This window comes from Stakelama saccharophila, assembly GCF_032229225.1.
GTDB classification, from domain to species: Bacteria; Pseudomonadota; Alphaproteobacteria; order Sphingomonadales; family Sphingomonadaceae; genus Sphingomonas; species Sphingomonas saccharophila.
Window position 1 is genome coordinate 616,762 of record NZ_CP135076.1, and the last position, 21,996, is coordinate 638,757.

Here is a 21,996-nt window from a genome sequence, read left to right on the forward strand (position 1 = left end):
GAGTTCACGGCAATGCGACGCGTCGCGGTCGTGGCGCCGCATCCCGACGACGAGGTTCTCGGATGCGGCGGTACGATGGCACGGCTGGCCTCGGCGGGAAGCGAGGTCCATGTGGTGATCGCCACCCGTGGCCGGCCGCCCCGGTTTTCCGATGGCTATATGGACCGGGTCATGGCGGAGGCGGATGCCGCGCACGCGATGTTGGGGGCGACGCGAACCCATCGCCTCGACCTGCCGGCGGCCGAACTGGACGGCGTTCCCGCTGCCGAGGTCAATGCCGCGGTCGGCGCCTGCCTCGACGCGATTGCGCCCGACACGCTGTTCCTGCCCTTTGTCGGCGACATTCATCTGGATCATCAGATCTGCTTCACCGCGGCGATGGTCTGGGCCCGGCCGCGCAGCGCCGGGGCGCCGGAGCGCATCTTCGCCTATGAGACACTGTCGGAAACGAACTGGGCGGCGCCCGGCACGACTCCGGCGTTCCTGCCGGACAGCTTCATCGACATCTCGGCACAGATCGAGCGCAAGGTGGAGGCGTTCGCCGCCTTTCGTTCCCAGGCCAAGGCCTTTCCGGACGAACGCTCGCCGCAAGCGATTCGCGCGCTGGCGACGATGCGGGGCACGACCGTGTTCTGCGAGGCGGCCGAAGCGTTCATGGCCGTTCGCCAGATCTGGCGCGCCGCGTGATTGCGGTAGCGAAGACCATCCGTTCGGTGTTCGGCGCCGGCGCCATGCCGGTTCATCACCTGCGCCAGATCGGGCATCTGCTGTCGGGCAATGCCGCCAGCAGCGTCCTGATGCTCGTCAGCGTCGGCATTGCCGCGCGCGCCCTGACGACGGAGAAATTCGGCGTCTTTGTCCTCGTCCTCACCTTCGTGCGGCTGGTCGAACGGATCGCGCGCTTCGAATCCTGGCAGCCGTTGATCAAGTTCGCGAGCGAACTCGAGGCCGCCGGGGACATGCGGCAATTGTCGCGGCTGCATCTCTATGGCCTGATGCTCGATGTCGCGGCTGCGGCGACGGCTGCGGCTGCGGCGGTCCTGATCGCCGGATTCTTCGCGCCGATGGTGGGGCTGAGCGACGCCTATTTCGAGCTGGTTGCGATCTACAGCGTGGCGACGCTGTGCAACGTCACCGGCATGCCGACGGCGGCGCTGCGCCTGGCCGGGCGTTTCCGCACCATCGCCTATGTGCAGTTGCCGGGACAGGTGCTGCGGATCGGCTTCGCGCTCATGTGCTGGCATTACGGGCTGGGCGTGAAAAGTTTTCTGGTCGCCTGGGCCGCGGCGCAGGTGCTGGGATCGGCGCTGTTTCTCCACCGCGGGTTCGCGGCCCTTCGCGCCGAAGGGGTTCCGAACCCGCTGCGGGCATCGCCGCGCCATTTGCGGCGGGATTTTCCCGGTTTTCTCTCCTTCGCCTCCTCGACCAATCTGTCGATGACGATGCGCACCCTGACGCAGGAGGCCGACACCCTGCTGGTGGGCGGCCTGGCCGGGCCGACCCAGGCCGGTTTCTATCACCTGGCCAAGCGGCTGGCGAAGCTGGCGCAACAGGTGGGAGCGCAGGCGCAGGCGGTTCTCTATCCAGACATGGCGCGGCTCTGGACGCGCAAGGACCGTGCCGCCCTCAGGGCGCTTACCGGGCGCGTTCAACTGGCGCTGGGCGGAATCGGAATCGCCGTGCTGCTGGTCGCGGTCGTGGCCGGCGAGGCTTTCGTGACGACCGCCGTCGGCAGCAACTACGCGGCGGTAGGCCCCCTGCTGATCGCGCAGATCGTCAGTGTCATCTTCATCATGCACGCGGCGCCGTCGCGTTCGGTGCTGCTTTCCATGGGTCGGCCGCAGCTTGTGCTCGTGGTGGTGGCGTTCGGTACGGCCCTGTTCTTCGCCGGCGCGCTGCTGCTCATCCCTCATCTGGGCGCGATGGGGGCGAGCCTGGCGCAGATCCTGTTCGCAGCGTTCGTCGCGCTGTGGATGGACGTTGCCTGGCGGGCGGGCCTGAAGCGTGCGCCGGATCCAATCGCGCCCCGAAGGACGGGGCCGCCCTGACGTCTTGACCGGCAGCGTCCGTCAACCGGACGAGCCAAGGATTCCGGGCAGGTCCAGTTCCTTGTCGCGCGCGCAGCGAATGGCGTCGTCATAGCCGGCGTCGGCATGGCGCATCACGCCGGTCGCGGGATCGTTCCACAGCACGCGCGCCAGCCGCTTCGCCGCAGCTTCGCTGCCGTCGGCGACGATCACCATGCCGGCATGCTGTGAATAGCCCATGCCGACGCCGCCGCCATGGTGGAGCGACACCCAGGTCGCGCCGCTTGCGGTGTTGAGCAGCGCATTGAGGAGCGGCCAGTCGGAAACGGCGTCCGATCCATCCTTCATCGCCTCGGTCTCGCGATTGGGGCTGGCGACGGAGCCTGAATCGAGATGGTCGCGGCCGATCACGACCGGCGCCTTCAACTCGCCCGACGCCACCATCTCGTTGAAGGCGAGGCCCAGCCGGTGCCGGTCGCCCAGCCCGACCCAGCAGATGCGCGACGGCAGACCCTGGAACCGGATCTTCTCGCGCGCCATGTCGAGCCAGCGGTGGAGATGCGCGTCGTCCGGCAGCAGCTCCTTCACCTTGGCATCGGTCTTGTAGATGTCCTCCGGATCGCCCGAGAGCGCCGCCCAGCGGAACGGACCGACGCCGCGGCAGAAGAGCGGGCGGATATAGGCCGGCACGAAACCGGGGAAGCCGAACGCATCGGCCACGCCCTCGTCCTTCGCCACCTGACGGATATTGTTGCCATAGTCGGTGGTCGGCACGCCGGCTTCCTGCATCGCCAGCATGGCCTTCACATGCTCGGCCATCGAAGCGCGCGCCGCCTCGGCGACCATTTCGGGTTCGCGCTCGCGCCGCTCGATCCATTCGGCGACGGTCCAGCCGGCGGGGAGATAGCCATTGACCGGGTCATGCGCGCTGGTCTGGTCGGTCAGGAGGTCGGGGCGCACGCCGCGTTCGACCAGTTGCGGCAGGATTTCGGCCGCATTGCCGAGCAGACCGACCGACACCGGCGTCTTGTCGCGGCAGGACTGTTCCATGATCGCCAGCGCCTCATCGAGCGATTCCGTCGCGCGATCGAGATAGCCGGTCTTCAGCCGCATCTCGATTCGGCTCGGCTGGCACTCGATGGCGAGGCAGGACGCCCCCGCCATCACCGCGGCAAGCGGCTGCGCGCCGCCCATGCCGCCCAGCCCGGCGGTCAGCAGCCAGCGGCCCGACAGGTCGCCGTCATAATGGCGCCGGCCCATCTCGACGAAGGTCTCGTAGGTGCCCTGAACGATCCCCTGCGTGCCGATATAGATCCACGAACCTGCCGTCATCTGCCCGTACATGGCGAGGCCTTTGCGATCGAGCTCGGCGAAATGCTCCCAGGTCGCCCATTTGGGCACCAGGTTGGAATTGGCGATCAGGACGCGCGGCGCATCCTCATGCGTGCGGAACACGCCCACCGGCTTGCCCGACTGGACGAGCAGCGTCTGGTCCGCCTCCAGGTCGCGCAGGGCGGCGACGATCCGGTCGAAGCTTTCCCAGTCGCGCGCGGCGCGGCCTATGCCGCCATAGACGACCAGTTCCTCCGGCCGCTCGGCCACGTCCGGATCGAGATTGTTCATCAGCATCCTGAGCGGCGCTTCGGTCAGCCAGCTCCTGGCGGTCAGTTCCGTACCGGTGGCGGCGCGGACGGTGCGGCTGTTGTCGCGGCGGTTCATAAGCGCTCCTTTAGAGATTGCGCGCGAACGCCAGGCAGGCGTCGATTATGGGCTCGAGGCGGCGAACGAGCGGCGCGGCGCGTTCGGCATCGAAGGGCGTGGGCCAGTTGCCGGCGCCCGGATCGTCCGGTTCGTCCATATAGCCGCGCATGGCGAGTTCCATCTGGATGGCGTGCTGCCCGGTGTCCGGACGACCATGATGGCGTGTCGTCCAGCCGCCGCGAAACCGTCCGTCGACGACATGGGCATATTCGCTGTCGGCGGCGATCCGCGTCACCGCCTCGCGCAGTTCCACCGCGCAGGTCCTGCCGCCATCGGTGCCGATGTTGAACTGCGGCAACTCGCCATCGAACAGCCGCGGCACCCGGCTGCGGATCGAATGCGCGTCATAGAGGACGACGCGGCCATGGCCGCCGCGCAGCCGGTCGAGTTCGGTCTGGATCGCGTGGTGATAGGGGTCGAACCAGGTCGCCCGCCGCTCGGCGATCTCGCCCGCATCGGGCTCGCGTCCCTCCTCGTAGAGCGGCGCGCCATCGAATGTCGTGACGGGGCATAGTCCCGTCGTCGCCTGACCGGGATAGAGCGATGCGCCGGACGGGTCGCGGTTCACGTCGATCACACTGCGCGAAACGGTCGTGCGGACGGTCGTCGCGCCCTTGTCGGGGACGAAGGCGTAGAGCCTGTCGATCCACCAATCGGCATCCAGGCGCGAGCGCCAGGGCGAGATCATCCGCTGTTCGATCGCGTGCGGAATGTCCGTGCCCGTATGCGGAAAGGCGACGACGAGCGGCGCGTCGCCGCGGTGGATTTCAAGCCAGTCGGTCATGCCACCTCCGGCAGGGCGAGGTCGCAGGCCGCGATCAGCGCGCCACCGCGCACGAGTTGGTTCGCCGCCTCCATGTCCGGATGGAAATGGCGGTCGTTTTCCAGCGCCGGGACCACGTCCCGAATGCACGCCCGCACCGCCTCCAGCGCATCGCTGGAACGCAGCGGAGCGTGGAACTCCACGCCCTGCGCCGCGGCCAGCGCCTCGATACCGATCACCGCGGTGGCATTGTGCGCCATGTCCAGCAGCCGCCGGCTGCCATGCGCGGCCATCGAGACGTGATCCTCCTGATTGGCCGAGGTCGGGATCGAATCGACGCTCGCCGGATAGGCGCGCTGCTTGTTCTCCGAAACGAGCGCGGCCGCCGTCACCTGCGGGATCATGAAACCGGAATTGAGCCCCGGATCGGGCGTCAGGAAGGCGGGCAGGTTCGACAGCGCCGGATCGATCAGCATGGCGATGCGCCGCTCCGCGATCGAGCCGATCTCGCAGATGGCGAGCGCGATCGTGTCGGCGGCGAAGGCGGTCGCCTGGGCATGGAAATTGCCGCCCGACAATGCCTCGTCGGTATCGGGAAAGATCAGCGGATTGTCGGACACGCCGTTCGCCTCGACACCCAGCGTGTGGCCCGCCTGGCGCAACAGGTCGAGCGCGGCGCCCATCACCTGCGGCTGGCAGCGCAGGCAATAGGGGTCCTGCACCCGCTCGTCATTTTCGAGATGGGAGGCGCGGATCGCCGACCCCGCCATCAGTCGGCGCAGCGCATCCGCGCTTTCGATCTGCCCGCGATGGCGACGCAGTTCGTGGATGCGCGGGTCGAAGGGAGTGTCGGAGCCCCTGGCGGCTTCGGTCGACAAGGCGCCGGTGACGAGCGCGGAGCGGAACAACCGCTCCGTGTCGAACAGCCCGGCAAGGGCATAGGCGGTCGAGAATTGCGTACCGTTGAGCAGCGCCAGCCCCTCTTTCGGCCCCAGCTCGACCGGTGCGAGGTCGGCGTCGGCAAGTGCGGAGGCCGCCGGCCTGGTGGTGCCGTCGATCACGATCTCACCCACGCCGATCATCGTCGCGGCGAGGTGGGCGAGCGGCGCCAGGTCGCCCGACGCGCCGACGGACCCCTGCGCGGGGATCACCGGCACCAGCCCGCGCTCCAGCATCGCCTCGAGCAGCGCCACCGTCTCCTGGCGGACGCCCGACGCGCCCTGCGCCAGGCTCGCGAGCTTCAGCGCCATCATCAGCCGCACCACCGGCGCCGGCGTCGGCGCGCCCGTGCCGGCGGCATGGCTCAGCACGATATTGCGCTGGAGCGTGGCGAGATCGTCGTCGCCGACCTTCACGTTCGCCAGCTTGCCGAAGCCGGTATTGATGCCATAGACCGGCTCGTGCCGCGCGAGGATGCGCTCCACCGCCGCCGCGCTTTCGGCGATTCGCGGCGCGCAGGCGGGATCGAGCCTCGCGGTTTCGCCGCGATAGATGGCGCGCCATTGCGTGAGTGTCGCGGTGCCGGGTTCGAGCGTGATCACTGGCCCCTCCAGATACGAGCGTGAAGGGGATTGAACCCCATGCGATAGACGAGATCCGCGGGCTGCTCGATGTCCCAGATGGCGAGGTCGCAGGCCTTGCCTGCCTCCAGCGTGCCGATCCGGCCCTCCAGCCCCAGCGCCCGGGCGGCATTGCGGGTGACGCCGGTGATGCATTCGTTCACCGTCAGCCGGAACAGCGTCGCGCCCATGTTGAGCACCAGCAGGATCGAAGTGAGCGGCGACGTCCCCGGATTGCAGTCCGTGGCGAGCGCGATCGGCACGCCCGCATCGCGCAGCGCGGCGATGGGCGGCAGCTTCGTCTCGCGCGTGAAATAGAAGGCGCCGGGCAGCAGCGTCGCGACCGTGCCGGCTCGCTTCATCGCCGCCACGCCGTCGGCATCGAGATGTTCCAGATGGTCGGCGGACAGCGCTCCGTATCGCGCCGCAAGCGCCGCGCCGCGAAGGTTGGAGAGCTGTTCGGCATGCAGCTTCACCGGCAGGCCGTATCTGCGCGCCGCTTCGAACACCCGCTCCGTCTGTGTCGCGGTGAACCCGATCCCTTCGCAAAAGGCATCGACCGCGTCCGCCAGCCGCGCTCCGGCCACCGCGGGAAGCATCGTTTCGCACACTTCGTCGATATAGCCGTCCGGATCGTCCCTGCGCTCGGGCGGCAGGGCGTGCGCGCCGAGAAAGGTCGTCGCGACCTGAACGCCGCGCGCCAGCTCCAGCCGGCGGGCGGCGCGCAGCATCTTCATCTCGTCCTCGGTCGACAGGCCATAGCCCGACTTGACCTCGACGGCGGTGACGCCTTCCGCGATCAGCGCGTCGAGCCGTCGCAGCGCGCCCGCGACCAGCTCGTCCTCGCTCGCCGCGCGCGTCGCCCGCATGGTCGAGACGATCCCGCCGCCGGCGCGCGCCACCTCTTCATAGCTGGCGCCGGCCAGCCGCTGCTCGAACTCGCCCGCACGGTTGCCGCCATGGACGAGGTGCGTGTGGCAATCGATCAGCCCCGGCGTGATCCAGCGCCCTTCGCAGCCGATCGACTCGTCGGCTTCCAGCGCGGGCGCATCCCCCGCCGGCCCGGCATAGACGATGTCGCCGTCCTTCGCCGCGATCACGCCGTCCTCGACGACGCCCAGGCCGGGCGCGCCGTCCACCAGCGTCGCCAGCCGCGCATCGCGCCAGAGGGTGTCGCACTTCATCATCGCCTCGTTCGTTGCCTCGCCGCGCGATAATGTCTAGACATTTGGCCGAGTCAAGGAGGTGCGCGATGGAAACCCGGCTGCATTTCGATCAGGCCCTGCTTCCCGGCGGCTGGGCGGATGATGTCGCCGTCCGGATCCGCGGCGGTAGGATCGCATCGCTCACCGTCAATGCCGCGCCCGATCCCGCGGCCGAACGGCACGGGATCGCGCTGCCCGGCATTCCCAACCTGCACAGCCATGCCTTTCAGCGCGCCCTGGCGGGCCTCACCGCGCGCCGCGGCGATAGCGAGGACAGCTTCTGGACGTGGCGCGAGGCGATGTACCGCTTCGTCGACCGGCTCGATCCGGACGGCGTCGCCGCCATCGCGGCGCTGGCCTATGTCGAGATGCTGGAAGCGGGCTTCACCCGTGTCGGCGAATTCCATTATCTGCATCACGGCCCCGACGGCGCCCCTTATGGTGACCGGGCGGAAATGGCGGCCGCCATCGCGCGCGCGGTCGGCGAGACCGGCATCGCGCTGACGCTGCTCCCGGTCTTCTATGCCCGCTCCGGCTTCGGCGGCGCGCCGGCGGGGGCGGGGCAGCGCCGCTTCGCGAACGATATCGACGGCTTCGCCGAGCTGCTGGAGGGCGCGCGCCGGCACCTCGATCGCTTGCCGGACGCCGTCCTGGGCGTTGCACCGCACAGCCTGCGGGCGGTCACGCCGGAGGAACTGTCGATGGTTGCCGGTCTGAGCGAGGGGCCGATCCACATCCACATCGCGGAGCAGGTGCGCGAAGTGGAGGATTGCGTCGCCTGGAGCGGCGCCCGGCCGGTCGAATGGCTGATGGCGAACCAGCCGGTCGATGCGCGCTGGTGCCTCGTCCACGCCACCCACATGACGGACGCCGAAACCGATGCGCTGGCGCGGTCCGGCGCGGTGGCGGGCCTGTGTCCGGTGACGGAGGCCGATCTGGGCGACGGCATCTTCCCGGCCGAGCGCTATTTCACCGGCGGCGGTCGGTTCGGAATCGGCACCGATTCCAACGTGCGCGTCGATGCCGCCGGGGAACTTCGCCTGCTGGAATATGGCCAGCGATTGTCGCAGCGCCGGCGCAATGTGCTGGCGGATGCGGGCACGTCCACCGGCGCGCGCCTGGTGACCGATGCGATCGCGGGCGGGGCGCAGGCGCTGGGCGCGGTCGCGGCCCTGCGCGAAGGCGCCCCCGCCGACATCGTCACCTTGCCCGCCGATGCGCCGGACTTCGTCGCGCGCGCCGGCGACGCGCTGCTCGACAGTTTCGTTTTCGGCCGGGGCGCCCTGGATTGCGTCTGGCGCGCCGGGGTGAAGCAGGTCGAAAGCGGCAGGCACCGGGCGCGCGATGCGGTCGCTGTGCGCTACCGCGCGGCGGTGGAACGGGTGCTGGCGTGACCGCCCCTCTTCATGAGCGCATCCGCCGCGACGTGGAGGCGCGCATCCTGTCGGGCGCGCTGGGCCCGGGCGATCGCCTGCCGACCGAACAGGCGCTGATGGCCGACTATGGCTGCGCGCGCATGACGGTCAGCAAGGCGCTGGGCGCCCTCGCGGCGGCAGGTCTGATCGAGCGCCGCAAACGAGCGGGATCGTTCGTCGCCCGGCCCGAAACCCATTCGATGATGCTCGACATCCCCGATCTGGAGGGCGAGGTGCGCGGCCGCGGCGAGGCCTATGCCTTCCACGTCACGCACCGGACGGTGCGGCGCCCGCGAACCGCGGCCGAACGCGCGCTCGGCGGCCAAGGGGAACTGCTCGTCGTCGAAGGAATACACCGGGCCGATGACCGGCCCTTCGCGGTCGAATATCGGTCGATCAGCCTGAATGCGGTGCCGGAGGCGCGGACGCGCGACTGGGCGGCGCCTTCGCCCGGAGCCTGGCTGCTGGCGCATGTGCCCTGGACGGAAGCGGAAAGCCGGGTGACCGCCATTTCCGCCGACGCGAAGCTGGCCGACAAGCTCGACGTGGAGCCTCGCGCCGCCTGTCTTGCGCTCGACCGCAGGACCTGGCGCGGCGCGGACGGCATCACCAGCGTTCGCCAGATCTTCGCACCCGGCGCGATCGACCTGGTGGCGCGCTTCGGCCCCGACCGCCGCCGCTAGAGTATTTTTCGCCTCGGGCAAGCTCATGCAGCGCGCGCCTCCAAATTCCTCCCCCGCAGGGGGGCCATGCGAAGCATGGTGGAGGGGTATCGCGGGTTGCCTGCGCGCGCCGCTACGGCCGTCGTCGCCGGGGGGCTCCACCGCCTGCGGCGGTCCCCCTCCCCTTGCAGGGGAAGATTTTCGTGTCCGCTAATGGATACCGGTGGATTACCTGCCGGCCCGAAATCGCCGCCCGCTTAGATCACCGGCATTTCGGTGCGATAGTGGTGCCAGGCGAAGATCGCGGCGGCACCGCGGTGCGGGCGCCACGGTTCGGCGAGTTCGCGCACCAGCTTTTCCGGCGGGCGCTCGGCATGGCCGAGGATGCGGCCGACCTCGATCTGCACGGCGAGGTCGCCGGCCGGCCAGATGTCGGGCCGCCCTTCGGCGAACAGCAGATAGATTTCCGCCGACCAGCGGCCGATCCCCTTGATCCGCACCAGTTGCGCGATAGCCTCCTCGTCGTCCGCCGGCAGATGCGCGAGATCGAGCCCGCCGTTCGTCACTTCCTCGGCCAGGCTGCGGGCATAGCCCTGTTTCTGGCGCGAAAGCCCGGCGCCGCGCAGCGTCTCGTCGCTCGCCGCCGTCAGCGCGCGCGGATCGGTGGCGTCGCCCAGCGCCGCGTCCAGCTTGTTCCAGACGGCGGCCGCCGCCTTGAAGCTCACCTGTTGTCCGACGATCGTGCGCAGCAGCGTGGCATAGCCCGGCTCGCGGATGCGCGGTTCGGGATAGCCCACGCGGCCGAGGGCCGCGGCGAAGGCCGGTTCGGCCCTGGCAAGTTCGTCCAGCGCGGTGCGAAGCTGTTCGGCGCTCAATCCCATGCGTGCTCGTAGTCCTTGAAATCCAGATGGTCCGGCGGCATCTCGCGCGGATCGCGAAGCCGTTCAGGAGAATTCGATGCCCAAGCTTATCGTCACGACCCGCGAGGGGGAAGAACGCGAAGTCGAGGGCGAGGCGGGGCTCACCGTCATGGAGAATATCCGCGACAACGGGTTCGACGAGCTGCTCGCGCTATGTGGCGGCTGCTGTTCCTGCGCCACCTGCCATGTGCATGTCGATCCGGAATTTGCGGCCAAACTGCCGCCGATGAGCGAGGACGAGAACGACCTGCTCGACAGCTCCATGCACCGCGACGAAAGCTCGCGCCTGTCGTGCCAGATTCCCTTCACCGCCGCACTCGACGGCCTGCGCGTACGGATCGCCGAAGAGGACTGACGATGCGACGCTAGGGTGGGCCTGTCGGGCTGATCCGGCCGCTCCCGGCGGGAGGAAATCGGTAGCGGCGGCCTGCAACCCAACCCGTAGAGATTGCTGCGGAGGAGCCAATCGGTCGGTCATGCATTGGTTCGCTGTCCCCTCATTGGAGCAGTCACATGGAACAGACCACAGGCGAGCGCATGCAGGACATCTCCGGACACCCGATGATCCTGTCGAGCCGCGTCGTCGGCACCCCGGTCTACAACCGCGAGGGCGACCGCCTCGGCCATGTCGACGACCTGTCGATCGAAAAGGCGAGCGGGCGGACGATCTATGCGATCATGTCCTTCGGTGGCTTCCTGGGTATAGGCGAGAGGTTCCACCCGGTGCCCTGGTCCCTGCTTGACTACGATGTCGGGCAGGCCGGCTTCACGGTGCCTCTCGACAAGTCCGCGCTGGAGGGCGCACCGCACTACGACGCGGCCGAGATCCGCGAACTCGGCGGTCCCGAGCACCGGACCTACGGCGACTCGATTTACGGCTATTATGGGACTTATGGCGCCGTCCCTTACTGGTGAGTCCCGCGCAAGGAGCGACTGGGGCGGAGCACGGTCGAAAGTCGCTGCGACGTCGTTCAGCACCTCGGCTCAGCCGCGCGCAGCCGTCGCGTAAAGCGCGATCGCGGCGGCATTGGAGACGTTCAGGCTCTCCATCTTCGGGCTGATCGGCAGTTTTGCCAGTTCGTCGCAGTGCGATTCGGTGTTTGCCCGCATTCCCTCGCCCTCGGCACCGAGGACGAGGCAGACGCGCGCGGAGCCGAGCGCGTCGGCGAGCAGTCGGTCGGCATGGCCGGTCAGCCCGATGCGCCAGAATCCGGCCTCGGCGATCTCGTCCAGCGCACGAGCGAGGTTCACGACGCGCACCCAGGGCACGGTTTCCAGCGCGCCGCTCGCCGATCGCGCGAGCGTGCCCGATTCGGGCGGCGCGTGCCGGTCCTGCGTGACGATGCCCAGCGCATCGAATGCCGCGGCGGACCGCAGGATCGCGCCGACATTATGCGGATCGGTCACCTGGTCGAGCACCAGCAGCGGCCGCCGGTCGCCTTCGCCGGCACCCTGTTCCAGCAGATCGCCGAGCCAGATTTCGTCCAGCGGCTCCACCTCTGCCACCAGGCCCTGATGCGGTGCGTCGGACGGGACCAGCCGAGCCATGTCGGCGCCGTCGGCATAGATGACGGGAAGCTCCGACGGCAGGTCGAAGGCGGCCAGCGCCTCGCGCGTGCCCCATAGCTTGCGCACGGTACGCTTCGGATTGGCGATGGCGGCACCAACCGCGTGCCGCCCCCAGAGACGGGGCCGGCCCGGCAGCGGCTTGCTGGGGCGATGCCCGCGCCGCGCCATCAGAAACGGGTCCGGACGGATGGAAGACGGGTCATCGGGTTCTTTCGCAATTGGCCGGGGAGATTCCGCGCGGACGCTATGGCCGCTGCTCAGAACACGCAAGTCGGCAACAGGCGTTGACAGCGCCCGCTCACATCGGCAATTGAGCGCCCTCGCTGTTTCAGCGGCCCCGTGGACAGGTGGCCGAGTGGTTAAAGGCAGCAGACTGTAAATCTGCCCGCGCAAGCGTACGCTGGTTCGAATCCAGCCCTGTCCACCACCTTTCGCCTCATCGCCGGATGTTGATCAGCCATGGTTTCGGCCGGCCGGTGGGATGCGGCGTTCCATTGAGGCGCTGCACGCGGACGATCCTGACCGGGTCCAGGATCATCTGCCCCTTCATCGAACCGCGGCCGCCGCCGCTTTTCATCGCCAGGATCTTCTTCACCACGTTCATCCCGGCAACGACATGGCCGAAGGCGGCGAAGCCGCGATAGTCGCCGTGCGCATCCAGGCTGGGATTGTCGCCGACCATGATCGAAAAGTTGCCGGTCGCCGAATCGGGGTCGGCACCGTGCGCCATCGAAATGGTCGCGTCGCTGTGCTTGATGCCGGTCTCGCTGGTCGGCTCCAACGGAACCGAGGGCAGGACGCGACGGGCGTCCATGCCGATGCCGCCCTGGATGAAACCGTGTTTCGGATCGCCCTTGCGCCGCGATGTGCGGTAGAATTGCGTGCCGTCCAGACGGCCGTCATCGACATAGTCCATGAAGTTCTCGACCGTCTTCGGCGCGTGCTTGCGGTCGAGCGCGACCGTGATCGGGCCGGCCGTGGTGACGATCCGGACGCGGATCGTGTCCGGCGCTCCGGCAGCGGCGGTGCCGAGGGCCAGCAGCGCCGCGAGGCCGGTGAGCAGGGCGTAGAATATCGTGCGCATCATATGCGCGTCTATCCGCGCAACGACGCGGGAAATCCAGCCTTGACTCACGTCCATACCGGAAGCGGTCAATCCCAGCCGCCGCGACGGTCGCGGTCATGGTCTCGATCGTGGTGGTGACGGCCATGATGATGGTCGCGATCGTGGCGATCGTGATGATAGCGGCCATATCGGTCGCCCCAATAGCCGGGCCGGTCGTTATAGCAGCCGGAAAGCGCCAGGCCGCCGGCGATCAGTACGCCGGTAACGGCGATCCTTCCGATACGCATGTCGATTCTCCTGTCCGTTCTTCGGACGAAGACCATGACAGAGTGCAGGTGTATCGCCGATGTATGACGCCTTCAGCGCAGAGAAGGATTGCCGGCATGACCGGCCTGGTCAGGACCGAAGGCCGATGCCGCCGGCGCGTTCGAGATTGCGCGCATCGATCCGTTCGCCGCCGATCAGGACGCGCAGCGTGCGCAACAGGATGCGGCAATCGAGCGCCAGACTGCGATGCTCGATATACCAGAGGTCGAGCGCGACCTTCTGCTCGTTGGTGAGCAGGAGGTTGCCATTCACCTGAGCCCATCCGGTGATGCCGGGCGGAACGCTTGCCCGCCGGCGCCCTGCAGCGCCCATGGCCAGAACGGTTTCGGGAAGCAGCGGCCGCGGTCCCACCAGCATCATTTCGCCCCGGGCGACGCTGAGAAGGCCGAGCAGATCATCGAGCCGGGAGCGCCGCAGGAATCTCCCGAATCCGGGGGTGCGCTCGTCATCCGGAAGCAATGCGCCCGCGTCATCGCGCATGTCGCGCATGGTACGGAATTTCACCATGGCGAACGGCCGCTGGTCCTTGCCCGAGCGGACCTGGACGAACAGGATCGGCCTACCCAGGCAAATCGCCACCGATAGCGCCGTGGCGACAAGCACGGGCGCCAGCACCAGCAGCAGCATCGCGCCGAGAAGGCGGTTGATCAGCGTCACCATGCGGCGAACCGCCGACTGTTTCGCGGCAACGGGCGGTTCGCGTAATCGGGGCCGCTCGCCAGCATGGATGTCGCCTCAGGCGGCGACCATCACGCGGCTGTTGGCGTCGCAAGTGGCCTGGATCGCAGCGGGCACCCAGGGACGCTCCGCTTCGGATTCGGCGAGCGCGCCATCAATGCCGTGGTGCAGCGCATAGATCGCTGCCTGGGTACGGTTCTGCACCTTCAGCTTGCGCAGAATGGCCTTTACATGGACCTTCACGGTGGCCTCGCTGATATCCAGCCGCCGCGAAATCAGCTTGTTCGGATAGCCAATGACGAGACAGCGCAGAATCTCGATCTCACGATCGGAAAGCAGCTCCTGGATTTCGCCGCTGGCTGCCGGCAGCGCGGATCCGATCGCGGGGCTGCTGGGCAGCCGGTCGACGAGGGCGCCCGGCAACACCCGTTCGCCCAGCGCAACGAGCTGAAGCGATCCGACCAGGCTCTCGCACGGAATATCCTTGACGATATAGCCGTGCGCACCCGCGCGGAAGGCCGCCACCATGTTGTCGAAATCGAAATTTTCGGCGAGCAGCACGATCCTGCTGCCTGGATACCTGGCTTGCAGACCGCGAATATCGTCCTGGCTGTAATTGTCGCTGCCCTGATCAAGGACGAACATCATGTCCTGTCGTTCCAAGGTGTTCTGTTCGTAGAGTTTTTCGGGATCCTCGACGGAGGATATCACCTCGAATCGTTCCCTGGTGAGGATGTGCCGCAATCCTTCGCGGATAAGAGCGTTTCGGCCTAGAAGAGCTACTTGCAACGGGTCGGTCATTGGTTACCCCCATCTATCGATTTCCTGTCCGGGCGCGACCCAGGATAAGCTCTTATGTTTTCGGCTGACTTTCTTCGTCCCGAGATATGTTGATAACTGTTATTTAACGTGTCGCCATCCGAAGAGTCGAGTCATTTATTCTGTACCTATTTTGGACAGTAGTGACTTGGATAACAGCAACAGGATTGCCTGTAGAAGCGAGTTCCGGGTGTTCGTACTGTACGAAAGTATAGGTTCTACCCTAACTTGTATAGGAATAGGCGCCGCAAACGATCAGGCGAATCGGGACATGGATTCATCAAGAGTGCCGCCGGCGAAGAACAGCGGCTTGGAATAGGTCATCATCTGCAGGCCGGGGGTCCATCTGAAATCGGCGGCATCGGCAAGTCCCGCAGCCCGAGCGAGCAGCCAGCGCGCAATCCCGCCGCCGGCGCGGTCCACCAGGACATAATGATCGCTAAGCATGGGACGCACCGCGGCCAGGTGGATGGTGCCCGTCCCGGTTCGGACGAACTCGGCAACCAGGGGTCCGGTCATTCGGCCGATCGCATCGGTCAGGCGCCGTATCGCGGCGTCGATCCGTACGTCGTCGACGGTCGTGGCCACATCGACGCAGGGGGACAGGCGGATCAGTTCGAACGAGCCGGAAAACAGCAGCCCGCCGTCCGCGTCGAACAGCATTTGCGCGACGATCGTCCGTTCGGCGGGGAGCGGGGGCGGATCGACCGGCGCGGGCGCGTCCGGCAGATCGACGGAAAGCGTCGCGGTGGACCGCCGCAGTTGCGCGTCGCCGTTGCGCAGCCGCGGGGCGCCGATCGACCGGGCCAGCGAATCGAGCGCGGCATCGTCCCTGCTCAGTTCGATCGCGACCGGATTTCCGGTAAGCACGGTGGTGTCCATTTCCTGCAGCGGAAGCCGCGCTTCGGCGAGTCTGGCCAGGTCCAGCGGCGAACCGGGCAGCACCAGATCGACACCGGTTTCGACACACAGGCGGATCAACTGGTCGACGAAATCGGCGTGATCGATCGGCGGCAGCGCATGGAACTCGTCCGAAATCAGACAGGCCGGGCTGATGCGCGGACGGGGCGCGGCAGCGATGAACCGCACGGTGATGTCCAAAGCGTCCGCCGCGTCGCGAAAACAGCGGATCAGTCCCACATGATCGCATGCCGACGTCAGCAGGACCGTGATGCTCGGCCGTGACGGGGTGCAGTCGTTGGCCGTCGCGGTCGTCACGTTCGCGGCCGAACGATACGGACCGCGCGGATGCTGGTTCCCGAGCCTCCGATCCGTGACCTCTCCCACTCCGCTCGCATCATCGCGCCGTCCCCGGTTACCGTTGTTATCCGTCGCCGAGAACGGTGTGGAGCGGCGGTGGTCGTCCCGTATCGTTTTTCCAGTTCCGCACCCGCAGCAATCCGTCGCCCGTCCTGACGTCGAAATGGTGCGCGCCGCGCGCCACCACCTGTCCCGGCGCTGCCAGATGGCGTTCGCCGCCTGCCTGTCGAGATGCCGCCCAGACGATAATCCGTTCGCCGCGGCTGCTAGTGAAGGCGCCGGGATAAGGCCGGCCCACCGCCCGGATCAGCCTGTCGATTTCGGCCGTCGGCCGGTTCCAGTCGATTCGTCCGTCCGCGGCGCTCCGTTTTGCCGCATAGGTTGCGCAGTGCTCGTCCTGATCGCGCGCGGCGGCATCGCCGCGTCGCAGCCTCGCCAATCCGCTCGATATCATCGCCGCCAGCGCATCCATGTGCTTGTCGTACAGCGAACCGGCGGTTTCATCCGGCGCGACATGGAAGAATCGCTGTTCGAAGACGGCGCCGCTGTCGATGCCGGCATCGACCCAGAACAGGGTGCCGGCGGTGATCGGTTCGTCGTTGAGAATGGTCCAGGGAATGGCGGCCCGCCCCCGTAGCCGCGGCAGCGCGGCGGGATGATAGCCAAGCACGCGTCCCTCGAAAATCCGCAACAGGTCCGGGCCGAAGATCTGCGACCAGCCCACGACCAGGACGAGGTCCGGGCGTGCCGCCGCGATCCGGTCCAGTATGCACGTGTCGTTGATCCGCTCGGCATGGAGGAGTTCGGCCGCGGATTCGCGGCCCGCCGTGGAGAGATCCCGGAAATCGGAATGGCGGGCGGCCTTTTCGGGTGGAAGCGTCACCACCATCGCGACCCGCCATCCCTCGCACGCCGCAGCGGTGCGGATCGCCACCTCCGTGCTCGCCACAGCGCCGACGATCGCCACGCTGGCATGATCGCGGCGTGCCGTGATCGTATCGGCCATGCGCTGGTCGGGCCGGTTCACTGCGCGGTCCGGACGAGGGGCGACGGAATGGGGGCCGATTTCGGCGACACCACCGATTCGCATCGCGACAGGCGCATGCAGGCGAGCAGCGCCGCATTCACGTCATGGACGTCGTAAGATCGCTCCGCCGAACGGCGCGCCGCCGTCGCCATCCGCAGCAGCGCGTCGGGATCCGCGAGGGTTTCGAGGATGGCGCCGGCCAGCGCCTCGGGATCGCGCGGTGGCACGAGACGACCGTTCTCGCCCTCGACGATGGCATCGCGGCAGCCCGGCAGGTCGGTCGTGACCACCGGTCGCCCGGTCGCAAGCGCCTCCAGGATCGTCCGGGGTAGCCCTTCGCGATGAAAGGACGGCAGCACGAACAGGCTCGATGCCGCGAGATGGGGACGGACGTCGCGTGTTTCGGGGAGGATCTCGACCAAACCGGCGTTTGCCCAGTTCCGGCACTCGGCCTCCGACACCGCCGTCGGATTTTCATGGTCGCGGCGGCCGAGGATCTGGAAGCGGACCTCCGGCATCGCGGCCTTCACCCTGCGCGCGGCTTCGACGAACTCGTACACTCCCTTGTCGCGCATCAGGCGCGCGATCATCAGGACCACCGGCGGGCCGTCCGGAAGGGGGCGTGCCGCGAAATGCGTCGTATCGACGCCGGACCCGGATACCTGGACGACATAGTGCCGTTCTGAAATGATCCGGTTGCGCAGCATTTCCGAACGGTCGTCGGAGTTGAAGACGAAGATGGTGCGCGCGGCATGGACGCCTTGCCGATAAACCATGCTGACCAGGCGGCGCAGCAGAACGCGGTGTCGCGCCTCGTCGCTGAAGACATAGCCCAGGCCGCTCATCAGCACATGGAATCTGCTGCGCCCCGCCAGGCGCGCGGCGAGCCCGCCATAGATGATCGGCTTTTGCGTATAGGCGATGACCGCGTGCGGACGATGCCTGCGCATCAGCCGCATATAGGCGGCAAGCGTCATACAGTCGCGCAACGGACTGATCGAGGCCCGCGCCATCGGAACCGGTTCGAACCCCACGCCGATCCGCGCCAGTTCCCGTTCGATTTCCGGGTCGCGGTCCGGCGCGGTCGCGACGACCTCGTGCCCCGCCGCCACCAGCGCGCGCAGCAGCGCGCCGCGGAAATTGATCAGCGAATAAGCAAGGCTCGAATGCACCAGAAGCTTCATTGTCGTCTCGGTCGTTGGCGCGGTCGCGAAATCATCCACGCTGGCGGCCAACGACCCTAGGCCGGGCCTCGCGACGTGTAATGGCGTAATCGGTCGTATATACTTTTGGGGCATCGCCGCGGCTTTTGCGCGGAATTCCTGCGCCTTCCGGTCGGCTGAGCCCGCCTCCTCCCCGAATTTGCCCGCGGCGCGATTGCGGATGATGGCTGTTTGGCCGAGTGTCCGGCGCCCCGCTTCCCGATACAACGAAACTGCCGAGCGCCCGGCCGGATGATCCCCAAAGTCCGGCCGGGACAGGCGTTTGCCGCATCGAGCCGGCGAATGAGGGAAGGGCATGATGAACAGCGCGACCGGCGACGAACCATTCCTGCTGCGGGAAGCGCCAGTCCTGCCCTGCCCGGACGACGCGCGACCGAAACGCGAATGGCACATCGTGCCCCCCGCCCGTCGCGTGGCGGTCGTGCGTCGTATCCTGGGCCACCGCTCGAGCCGCGCGGTGCTGCGCTTCATCGCGATCGTATCGCTGGATTTCGCCGCCATCGCCGCGACCATGGCGATGGTGCTCGCGCTGACCGACCGGGACGAAATAGGAACACCGGTCTTTCGCGCTGCCTTTCTTTTCCTGTTCGCCACGATCGCGACCTCGGTCTTCGTGCTCAGCGGCCTGTATCGGCGGAGCTGGCGGTTCCTGACCTTCGCCGACTGCGTGTTCCTCGGCCGGACGATTCTGCTGGGGCTGGCGACGGCGTGGATCGCGGCGATGGCGGTGCCCGGATATCGGCTGCTGGGCGAGCATATCGTTGCGCTGGCGGTGCTCCACGGGTCGGCACTTGCGGTCCTGATGGGATCGATGCGCGTCGTTCGCCGCTTTCTGCGCGAGCGCCGGTCGAGCGGAGTCGCGATGCACTCCGCTGCGGCGGACGGGGCCGCCCGCCGGCTGGTGTTGCTGGTGGGACCGCCGGAATGGGCGTCGTCCGTGATCGAACTGGTGCGGCGCGACCCTTCCTCGCAGATGGACGTTGCCGGAATCCTGCTGCCGGCGGCGGGCGATCCGATCTCGCGCCTGTCCGGCGTGCCGGTCCTGGGCGGCCCGGAAATGCTCGTCGGTGCGCTCGACATGCTGGAAGACCGCGGTCGCAAACCGGATTCGCTGATCCTGTGCGACGACGATCATTCCATGGCCTTCGCCGACCGCTCGCGCCTGATCGGGCGGGCGCACGACATGGGGCTGCAGATCGGCCGCGTAGCCGACCCCTGCCGCCAATTGCTGCGAACCAGCCCGCGGATCGATATCGAGGGACTGCCCGTCGCCGAACTGCTCGGGCGGCCGGAAAGCAAGATGGAGCGGCGCCTCGTGGCGGAGGTGATCCGTGGCAGCCGGGTGCTGGTCACGGGCGCCGGCGGCACCATCGGCGGCGAACTCGTCAAGCAGCTTGCCGGTTTCGACCCGTCGGAGATCGTGCTGCTCGATCACGCCGAACACAGCCTCTATACGATCGAGATGGAGGTGCGGGACCGTTTTCCCGGCGTCACCTTCCACCAGGCGCTGTGTTCGATCCGGCAGCGTCAGTCCGTACGCGCCGTGTTCGAGCGGTTCCGGCCCGAATATGTCTTCCACGCCGCCGCGCTGAAGCACGTTCCCATCGTCGAGGCGAACCCTTGCGCCGGCGTTCACACGAACGTGGTCGGTACGCGCAACGTGGCGGACGCCGTATGCGAATTCGGTGCGGTGGCGATGGTCCAGGTGTCGACCGACAAGGCGGTGAACCCGGTCGGCATGATGGGCGCGACCAAACGGCTCGGCGAACTCTATTGCCAGGCGCTCGACCTGTGCGGCACCGACGATGCGGACGCGCCGCGGTTCATCACCGTCCGGTTCGGCAACGTGCTCGGCTCCAGCGGATCGATCGTGCCGCTGTTCAAGCGCCAGATCGCCGATGGCGGGCCGCTGACGGTCACCCATCCCGACATCACGCGCTTCTTCATGACGGTGAAGGAGGCGGTGCAACTGATCCTGCAAAGCAGCGCCGCGGCGGTGAAGACCGATGCCGATCGCGGCAACATCTACGTGCTCGACATGGGCGAACCCGTGCGCATCGTCGATATGGCGCGGCAGATGATCCTGCTCGCCGGGCTGGAGCCCGAGGTGGACATCGATATCCGCTTCGTCGGGCTGCGGCCGGGCGAAAAGCTGTACGAGGAACTGTTCGACAGCTGCGAGGACCGGCTGGGTTCCACCATCACCGGCATCTTCGAGGCGCATTCGCGGCCCATCCCGCTGCCGCTGATCGCGCGCGCGATCGCCCGGCTGGAGCACTTGGTGGCGGAAGGCGACGACGACGAAGTCTGCCGCATAACCCACAATCTGGTGAAGCTTCCGAACGGCAGCGCGGATATCAGCGTGCCCTTCGGCGACATCGCGTCGCGCATGGCAGCGATCGATCAGGAAAGGAGAATGGTGCAATGGTAACCGCACTTTCACCGCATCGCGGCGAGGTCGTACGCCCGGAATCCGTGCCCGTCACCATTGTCGCGCGCCAGGGGGCGGTCGAACCGGTGTCGCTGGCTTCGCGCTGGCCGAGGTTCGAGCAGGACGAGATCGACGCGGCCACGGATACGCTGCGCAGCGGGCGGGTGAACTCGCTGCTGCACGGCGACCAGACCCACCTGTTCGAGCAGGAATTCGCCGCCTTCACCGGTGTCGCACATGCCATCGCGGTCGCCAACGGCACGCTGGCGCTGGAACTGGCGCTGCGTGCGCTCGGCATCGGCGCGGGCGACGAAGTCATCGTGCCGGCGCGCAGTTTCTTCGCCAGCACCAGTGCGGTGGTGGCGGTGGGGGCCAGCCCCGTATTCGCCGACATCGATCCGGTGACGCAGAATATCTGTCCCGAATCGGCAAGCCGCATGATCGGTTCGCGCACCCGCGCCGTGCTGTGTGTCCATCTCGCCGGCTTGCCGTGCGACATGAAGCGCCTCGCCTCGCTGTGCGAGGGCGCCGGCCTGTTCCTGGTCGAGGATTGCGCCCAGGCGCATGGTGCGGCGATCGACGGCCGGCGGGTGGGCAGCTTCGGCCACATGGCCGCCTTCTCCTTTTGCACCGACAAGATCATGTCGACCGGTGGCGAGGGCGGCATGGTGACGACCAACGACCACGCGCTCTGGTCGCGTGCCTGGTCCTACAAGGATCACGGCAAGGATCCCGACAAGCTTTCGGCGGCGGGCGGCGGCAGCGGCTTCCGCTATGTTCACGATCGCTTCGGCAGCAATTTTCGCCTTACCGAGATGCAGGCCGCGATCGGGCGCCGTCAACTGGCCAAGCTTCCCCTGTGGCTGCAACGGCGCCGGGCCAATGCGGAGGCACTGAGAGGCTCGCTCCTGAACCATCCGGCGACCGTCATCCCCCCGGTCCCGGATGGTACGGAACCGGCCTGGTACAAATGCAATATCGGGCTCCGGCCGGAACTGCTCGGACGCGATCGGCGGGTCGAGAACGTGGTCGAGCAGTTGCGCGCCCGCGGCATCACCTGCGGCACCGGCTCCTGTCCCGACATGAGCCACGAGGCCGCGTTCGCCGGTCGGACGGTGCGACGCGACGGCGACCTGCCGGTGGCGAAATGGCTCGGTGAACGGAATCTCATGGTGGCGGTCGATCATCTGTTCGATCCCCCGGACATGATCCGTATCGCCGACGCGATCAGGACAGCATTGTCTTGATCTTCGCGTCCCAGCACGCACGAGCGCCCGCGCGGAT

General features: G+C 67.5%; 21 protein-coding genes and 1 tRNA gene. 9 read left to right on the forward strand and 13 right to left on the reverse strand.

All coding sequences use genetic code 11. The annotated features are described in order from the left end of the window. Positions 1 to 12: 12 nt before the first annotated feature. Together RPR59_RS02770 and RPR59_RS02775 are read left to right on the forward strand one after the other, a co-directional pair. The gene (locus RPR59_RS02770; RefSeq protein ID WP_432280304.1) at positions 13 to 687 is read left to right on the forward strand and encodes a PIG-L deacetylase family protein; all 675 of its coding nucleotides are present in this window, start codon (positions 13 to 15) and stop codon (positions 685 to 687) included. Beyond that, on the forward strand, positions 684 to 2,048 hold the full coding sequence (locus RPR59_RS02775) for a lipopolysaccharide biosynthesis protein (RefSeq protein ID WP_313916441.1): 1,365 nt from the start codon (positions 684 to 686) through the stop codon (positions 2,046 to 2,048). The genes RPR59_RS02770 and RPR59_RS02775 overlap by 4 nt, the downstream gene beginning before the upstream one ends. Before the next feature lie 21 nt (positions 2,049 to 2,069). On the opposite strand, the gene hutU is transcribed toward RPR59_RS02775, so the two are convergent. Genes hutU through hutI form a run of 4 tightly spaced genes read right to left on the reverse strand, consistent with a single transcriptional unit; the run spans position 2,070 to position 7,294 of the window. Further along, positions 2,070 to 3,746, reverse strand: a complete 1,677-nt coding sequence (hutU, locus tag RPR59_RS02780; RefSeq protein WP_313916442.1) for a urocanate hydratase — start codon at positions 3,744 to 3,746, stop codon at positions 2,070 to 2,072. Positions 3,747 to 3,756: 10 nt separating this feature from the next. Next, positions 3,757 to 4,572, reverse strand: coding sequence for an N-formylglutamate deformylase (gene hutG, locus RPR59_RS02785; RefSeq protein WP_313916443.1), 816 nt, complete (start codon positions 4,570 to 4,572; stop codon positions 3,757 to 3,759). Continuing rightward, positions 4,569 to 6,092 (reverse strand): histidine ammonia-lyase, encoded by a 1,524-nt coding sequence (gene hutH / locus RPR59_RS02790; RefSeq protein WP_313916444.1) that lies wholly within the window; start codon positions 6,090 to 6,092, stop codon positions 4,569 to 4,571. Before hutH ends, hutG begins: the two co-directional genes overlap by 4 nt. Then, positions 6,089 to 7,294 (reverse strand): imidazolonepropionase, encoded by a 1,206-nt coding sequence (hutI, locus tag RPR59_RS02795; protein WP_313916445.1) that lies wholly within the window; start codon positions 7,292 to 7,294, stop codon positions 6,089 to 6,091. The genes hutH and hutI overlap by 4 nt, the downstream gene beginning before the upstream one ends. 68 nt (positions 7,295 to 7,362) lie before the next feature. Here hutI and RPR59_RS02800 point away from each other — a divergent pair, with 68 nt between their 5' ends. After that, on the forward strand, positions 7,363 to 8,709 hold the full coding sequence (locus RPR59_RS02800) for a formimidoylglutamate deiminase (protein ID WP_313916447.1): 1,347 nt from the start codon (positions 7,363 to 7,365) through the stop codon (positions 8,707 to 8,709). Next, complete coding sequence (gene hutC / locus RPR59_RS02805) at positions 8,706 to 9,413, forward strand: histidine utilization transcriptional repressor HutC (protein ID WP_313916449.1); 708 nt, start codon at positions 8,706 to 8,708, stop codon at positions 9,411 to 9,413. The genes RPR59_RS02800 and hutC overlap by 4 nt, the downstream gene beginning before the upstream one ends. A 236-nt stretch (positions 9,414 to 9,649) precedes the next feature. On the opposite strand, the gene RPR59_RS02810 is transcribed toward hutC, so the two are convergent. Further along, on the reverse strand, positions 9,650 to 10,273 hold the full coding sequence (locus RPR59_RS02810) for a DNA-3-methyladenine glycosylase family protein (RefSeq protein WP_313916450.1): 624 nt from the start codon (positions 10,271 to 10,273) through the stop codon (positions 9,650 to 9,652). A gap of 76 nt (positions 10,274 to 10,349) precedes the next feature. Here RPR59_RS02810 and RPR59_RS02815 point away from each other — a divergent pair, with 76 nt between their 5' ends. Both RPR59_RS02815 and RPR59_RS02820 read left to right on the forward strand, forming a co-directional pair. Beyond that, positions 10,350 to 10,667 carry a 2Fe-2S iron-sulfur cluster-binding protein gene (locus RPR59_RS02815; RefSeq protein WP_313916452.1) on the forward strand — a complete coding sequence of 106 codons (318 nt, stop codon included), beginning with the start codon at positions 10,350 to 10,352 and terminating at the stop codon, positions 10,665 to 10,667. Between the two features lie 158 nt (positions 10,668 to 10,825). Further along, positions 10,826 to 11,227: a PRC-barrel domain-containing protein gene (locus RPR59_RS02820; protein ID WP_313916454.1), complete on the forward strand. Its 402-nt coding sequence runs from the start codon at positions 10,826 to 10,828 to the stop codon at positions 11,225 to 11,227. Positions 11,228 to 11,296: 69 nt separating this feature from the next. Here the strand turns inward: RPR59_RS02820 and rlmB are convergent, their stop codons facing one another. Next, complete coding sequence (rlmB, locus tag RPR59_RS02825; RefSeq protein WP_313916456.1) at positions 11,297 to 12,049, reverse strand: 23S rRNA (guanosine(2251)-2'-O)-methyltransferase RlmB; 753 nt, start codon at positions 12,047 to 12,049, stop codon at positions 11,297 to 11,299. A 173-nt stretch (positions 12,050 to 12,222) separates the two neighbouring features. On the opposite strand from rlmB, the gene RPR59_RS02830 reads away from it, so the two are divergent. Then, positions 12,223 to 12,308: transfer RNA gene (locus tag RPR59_RS02830), tRNA-Tyr, on the forward strand. 9 nt (positions 12,309 to 12,317) lie between these two features. On the opposite strand, the gene RPR59_RS02835 is transcribed toward RPR59_RS02830, so the two are convergent. The 7 genes from RPR59_RS02835 to RPR59_RS02865 form a co-directional block, all read right to left on the reverse strand. Next, a complete protein-coding gene (locus tag RPR59_RS02835) occupies positions 12,318 to 12,968 on the reverse strand; it encodes a peptidylprolyl isomerase (RefSeq protein ID WP_432280282.1) in 651 nt (216 codons plus the stop codon). Between the two features lie 65 nt (positions 12,969 to 13,033). Further along, entirely contained in the window at positions 13,034 to 13,234 is a 201-nt protein-coding gene (locus RPR59_RS02840; protein ID WP_313916458.1) for a hypothetical protein, read from the reverse strand. A 109-nt stretch (positions 13,235 to 13,343) separates the two neighbouring features. After that, positions 13,344 to 13,934, reverse strand: a complete 591-nt coding sequence (locus RPR59_RS02845) for a sugar transferase (RefSeq protein WP_313916460.1) — start codon at positions 13,932 to 13,934, stop codon at positions 13,344 to 13,346. A 75-nt stretch (positions 13,935 to 14,009) separates the two neighbouring features. Beyond that, positions 14,010 to 14,600, reverse strand: coding sequence for a LuxR C-terminal-related transcriptional regulator (locus RPR59_RS02850; RefSeq protein WP_313916462.1), 591 nt, complete (start codon positions 14,598 to 14,600; stop codon positions 14,010 to 14,012). Positions 14,601 to 15,026: 426 nt separating this feature from the next. Beyond that, the gene (locus RPR59_RS02855; protein ID WP_313916465.1) at positions 15,027 to 15,989 is read right to left on the reverse strand and encodes an ATP-grasp domain-containing protein; all 963 of its coding nucleotides are present in this window, start codon (positions 15,987 to 15,989) and stop codon (positions 15,027 to 15,029) included. A gap of 106 nt (positions 15,990 to 16,095) precedes the next feature. Continuing rightward, entirely contained in the window at positions 16,096 to 17,058 is a 963-nt protein-coding gene (locus RPR59_RS02860) for a methionyl-tRNA formyltransferase (RefSeq protein ID WP_313916467.1), read from the reverse strand. Beyond that, positions 17,055 to 18,242, reverse strand: a complete 1,188-nt coding sequence (locus tag RPR59_RS02865; RefSeq protein WP_313916469.1) for a glycosyltransferase family 4 protein — start codon at positions 18,240 to 18,242, stop codon at positions 17,055 to 17,057. Before RPR59_RS02865 ends, RPR59_RS02860 begins: the two co-directional genes overlap by 4 nt. Positions 18,243 to 18,576: 334 nt before the next feature. Between RPR59_RS02865 and RPR59_RS02870 the strand changes: the two genes are divergently transcribed. Further along, complete coding sequence (locus tag RPR59_RS02870; RefSeq protein ID WP_313916471.1) at positions 18,577 to 20,712, forward strand: polysaccharide biosynthesis protein; 2,136 nt, start codon at positions 18,577 to 18,579, stop codon at positions 20,710 to 20,712. Next, entirely contained in the window at positions 20,706 to 21,959 is a 1,254-nt protein-coding gene (locus RPR59_RS02875; protein WP_313916473.1) for a DegT/DnrJ/EryC1/StrS family aminotransferase, read from the forward strand. The genes RPR59_RS02870 and RPR59_RS02875 overlap by 7 nt, the downstream gene beginning before the upstream one ends. Positions 21,960 to 21,996 lie beyond the last annotated feature (37 nt).

Excerpts from the sequence above, each read along its gene's own strand:
- RPR59_RS02875 (WP_313916473.1), top strand. The coding sequence starts at position 20,706 with ATGGTAACCGCACTTTCACCGCATCGCGGCGAGGTCGTACGCCCGGAA.
- hutI (WP_313916445.1), bottom strand. The coding sequence starts at position 7,294 with ATGAAGTGCGACACCCTCTGGCGCGATGCGCGGCTGGCGACGCTGGTG.
- RPR59_RS02850 (WP_313916462.1), bottom strand. The coding sequence starts at position 14,600 with ATGATGTTCGTCCTTGATCAGGGCAGCGACAATTACAGCCAGGACGAT.
- hutU (WP_313916442.1), bottom strand. The coding sequence starts at position 3,746 with ATGAACCGCCGCGACAACAGCCGCACCGTCCGCGCCGCCACCGGTACG.
- hutG (WP_313916443.1), bottom strand. The coding sequence starts at position 4,572 with ATGACCGACTGGCTTGAAATCCACCGCGGCGACGCGCCGCTCGTCGTC.
- RPR59_RS02845 (WP_313916460.1), bottom strand. The coding sequence starts at position 13,934 with ATGGTGACGCTGATCAACCGCCTTCTCGGCGCGATGCTGCTGCTGGTG.
- RPR59_RS02865 (WP_313916469.1), bottom strand. The coding sequence starts at position 18,242 with ATGAAGCTTCTGGTGCATTCGAGCCTTGCTTATTCGCTGATCAATTTC.
- RPR59_RS02810 (WP_313916450.1), bottom strand. The coding sequence starts at position 10,273 with ATGGGATTGAGCGCCGAACAGCTTCGCACCGCGCTGGACGAACTTGCC.
- RPR59_RS02840 (WP_313916458.1), bottom strand. The coding sequence starts at position 13,234 with ATGCGTATCGGAAGGATCGCCGTTACCGGCGTACTGATCGCCGGCGGC.
- rlmB (WP_313916456.1), bottom strand. The coding sequence starts at position 12,049 with ATGGCGCGGCGCGGGCATCGCCCCAGCAAGCCGCTGCCGGGCCGGCCC.
- RPR59_RS02800 (WP_313916447.1), top strand. The coding sequence starts at position 7,363 with ATGGAAACCCGGCTGCATTTCGATCAGGCCCTGCTTCCCGGCGGCTGG.
- RPR59_RS02770 (WP_432280304.1), top strand. The coding sequence starts at position 13 with ATGCGACGCGTCGCGGTCGTGGCGCCGCATCCCGACGACGAGGTTCTC.
- RPR59_RS02820 (WP_313916454.1), top strand. The coding sequence starts at position 10,826 with ATGGAACAGACCACAGGCGAGCGCATGCAGGACATCTCCGGACACCCG.
- RPR59_RS02815 (WP_313916452.1), top strand. The coding sequence starts at position 10,350 with ATGCCCAAGCTTATCGTCACGACCCGCGAGGGGGAAGAACGCGAAGTC.
- RPR59_RS02870 (WP_313916471.1), top strand. The coding sequence starts at position 18,577 with ATGATGAACAGCGCGACCGGCGACGAACCATTCCTGCTGCGGGAAGCG.
- RPR59_RS02835 (WP_432280282.1), bottom strand. The coding sequence starts at position 12,968 with ATGATGCGCACGATATTCTACGCCCTGCTCACCGGCCTCGCGGCGCTG.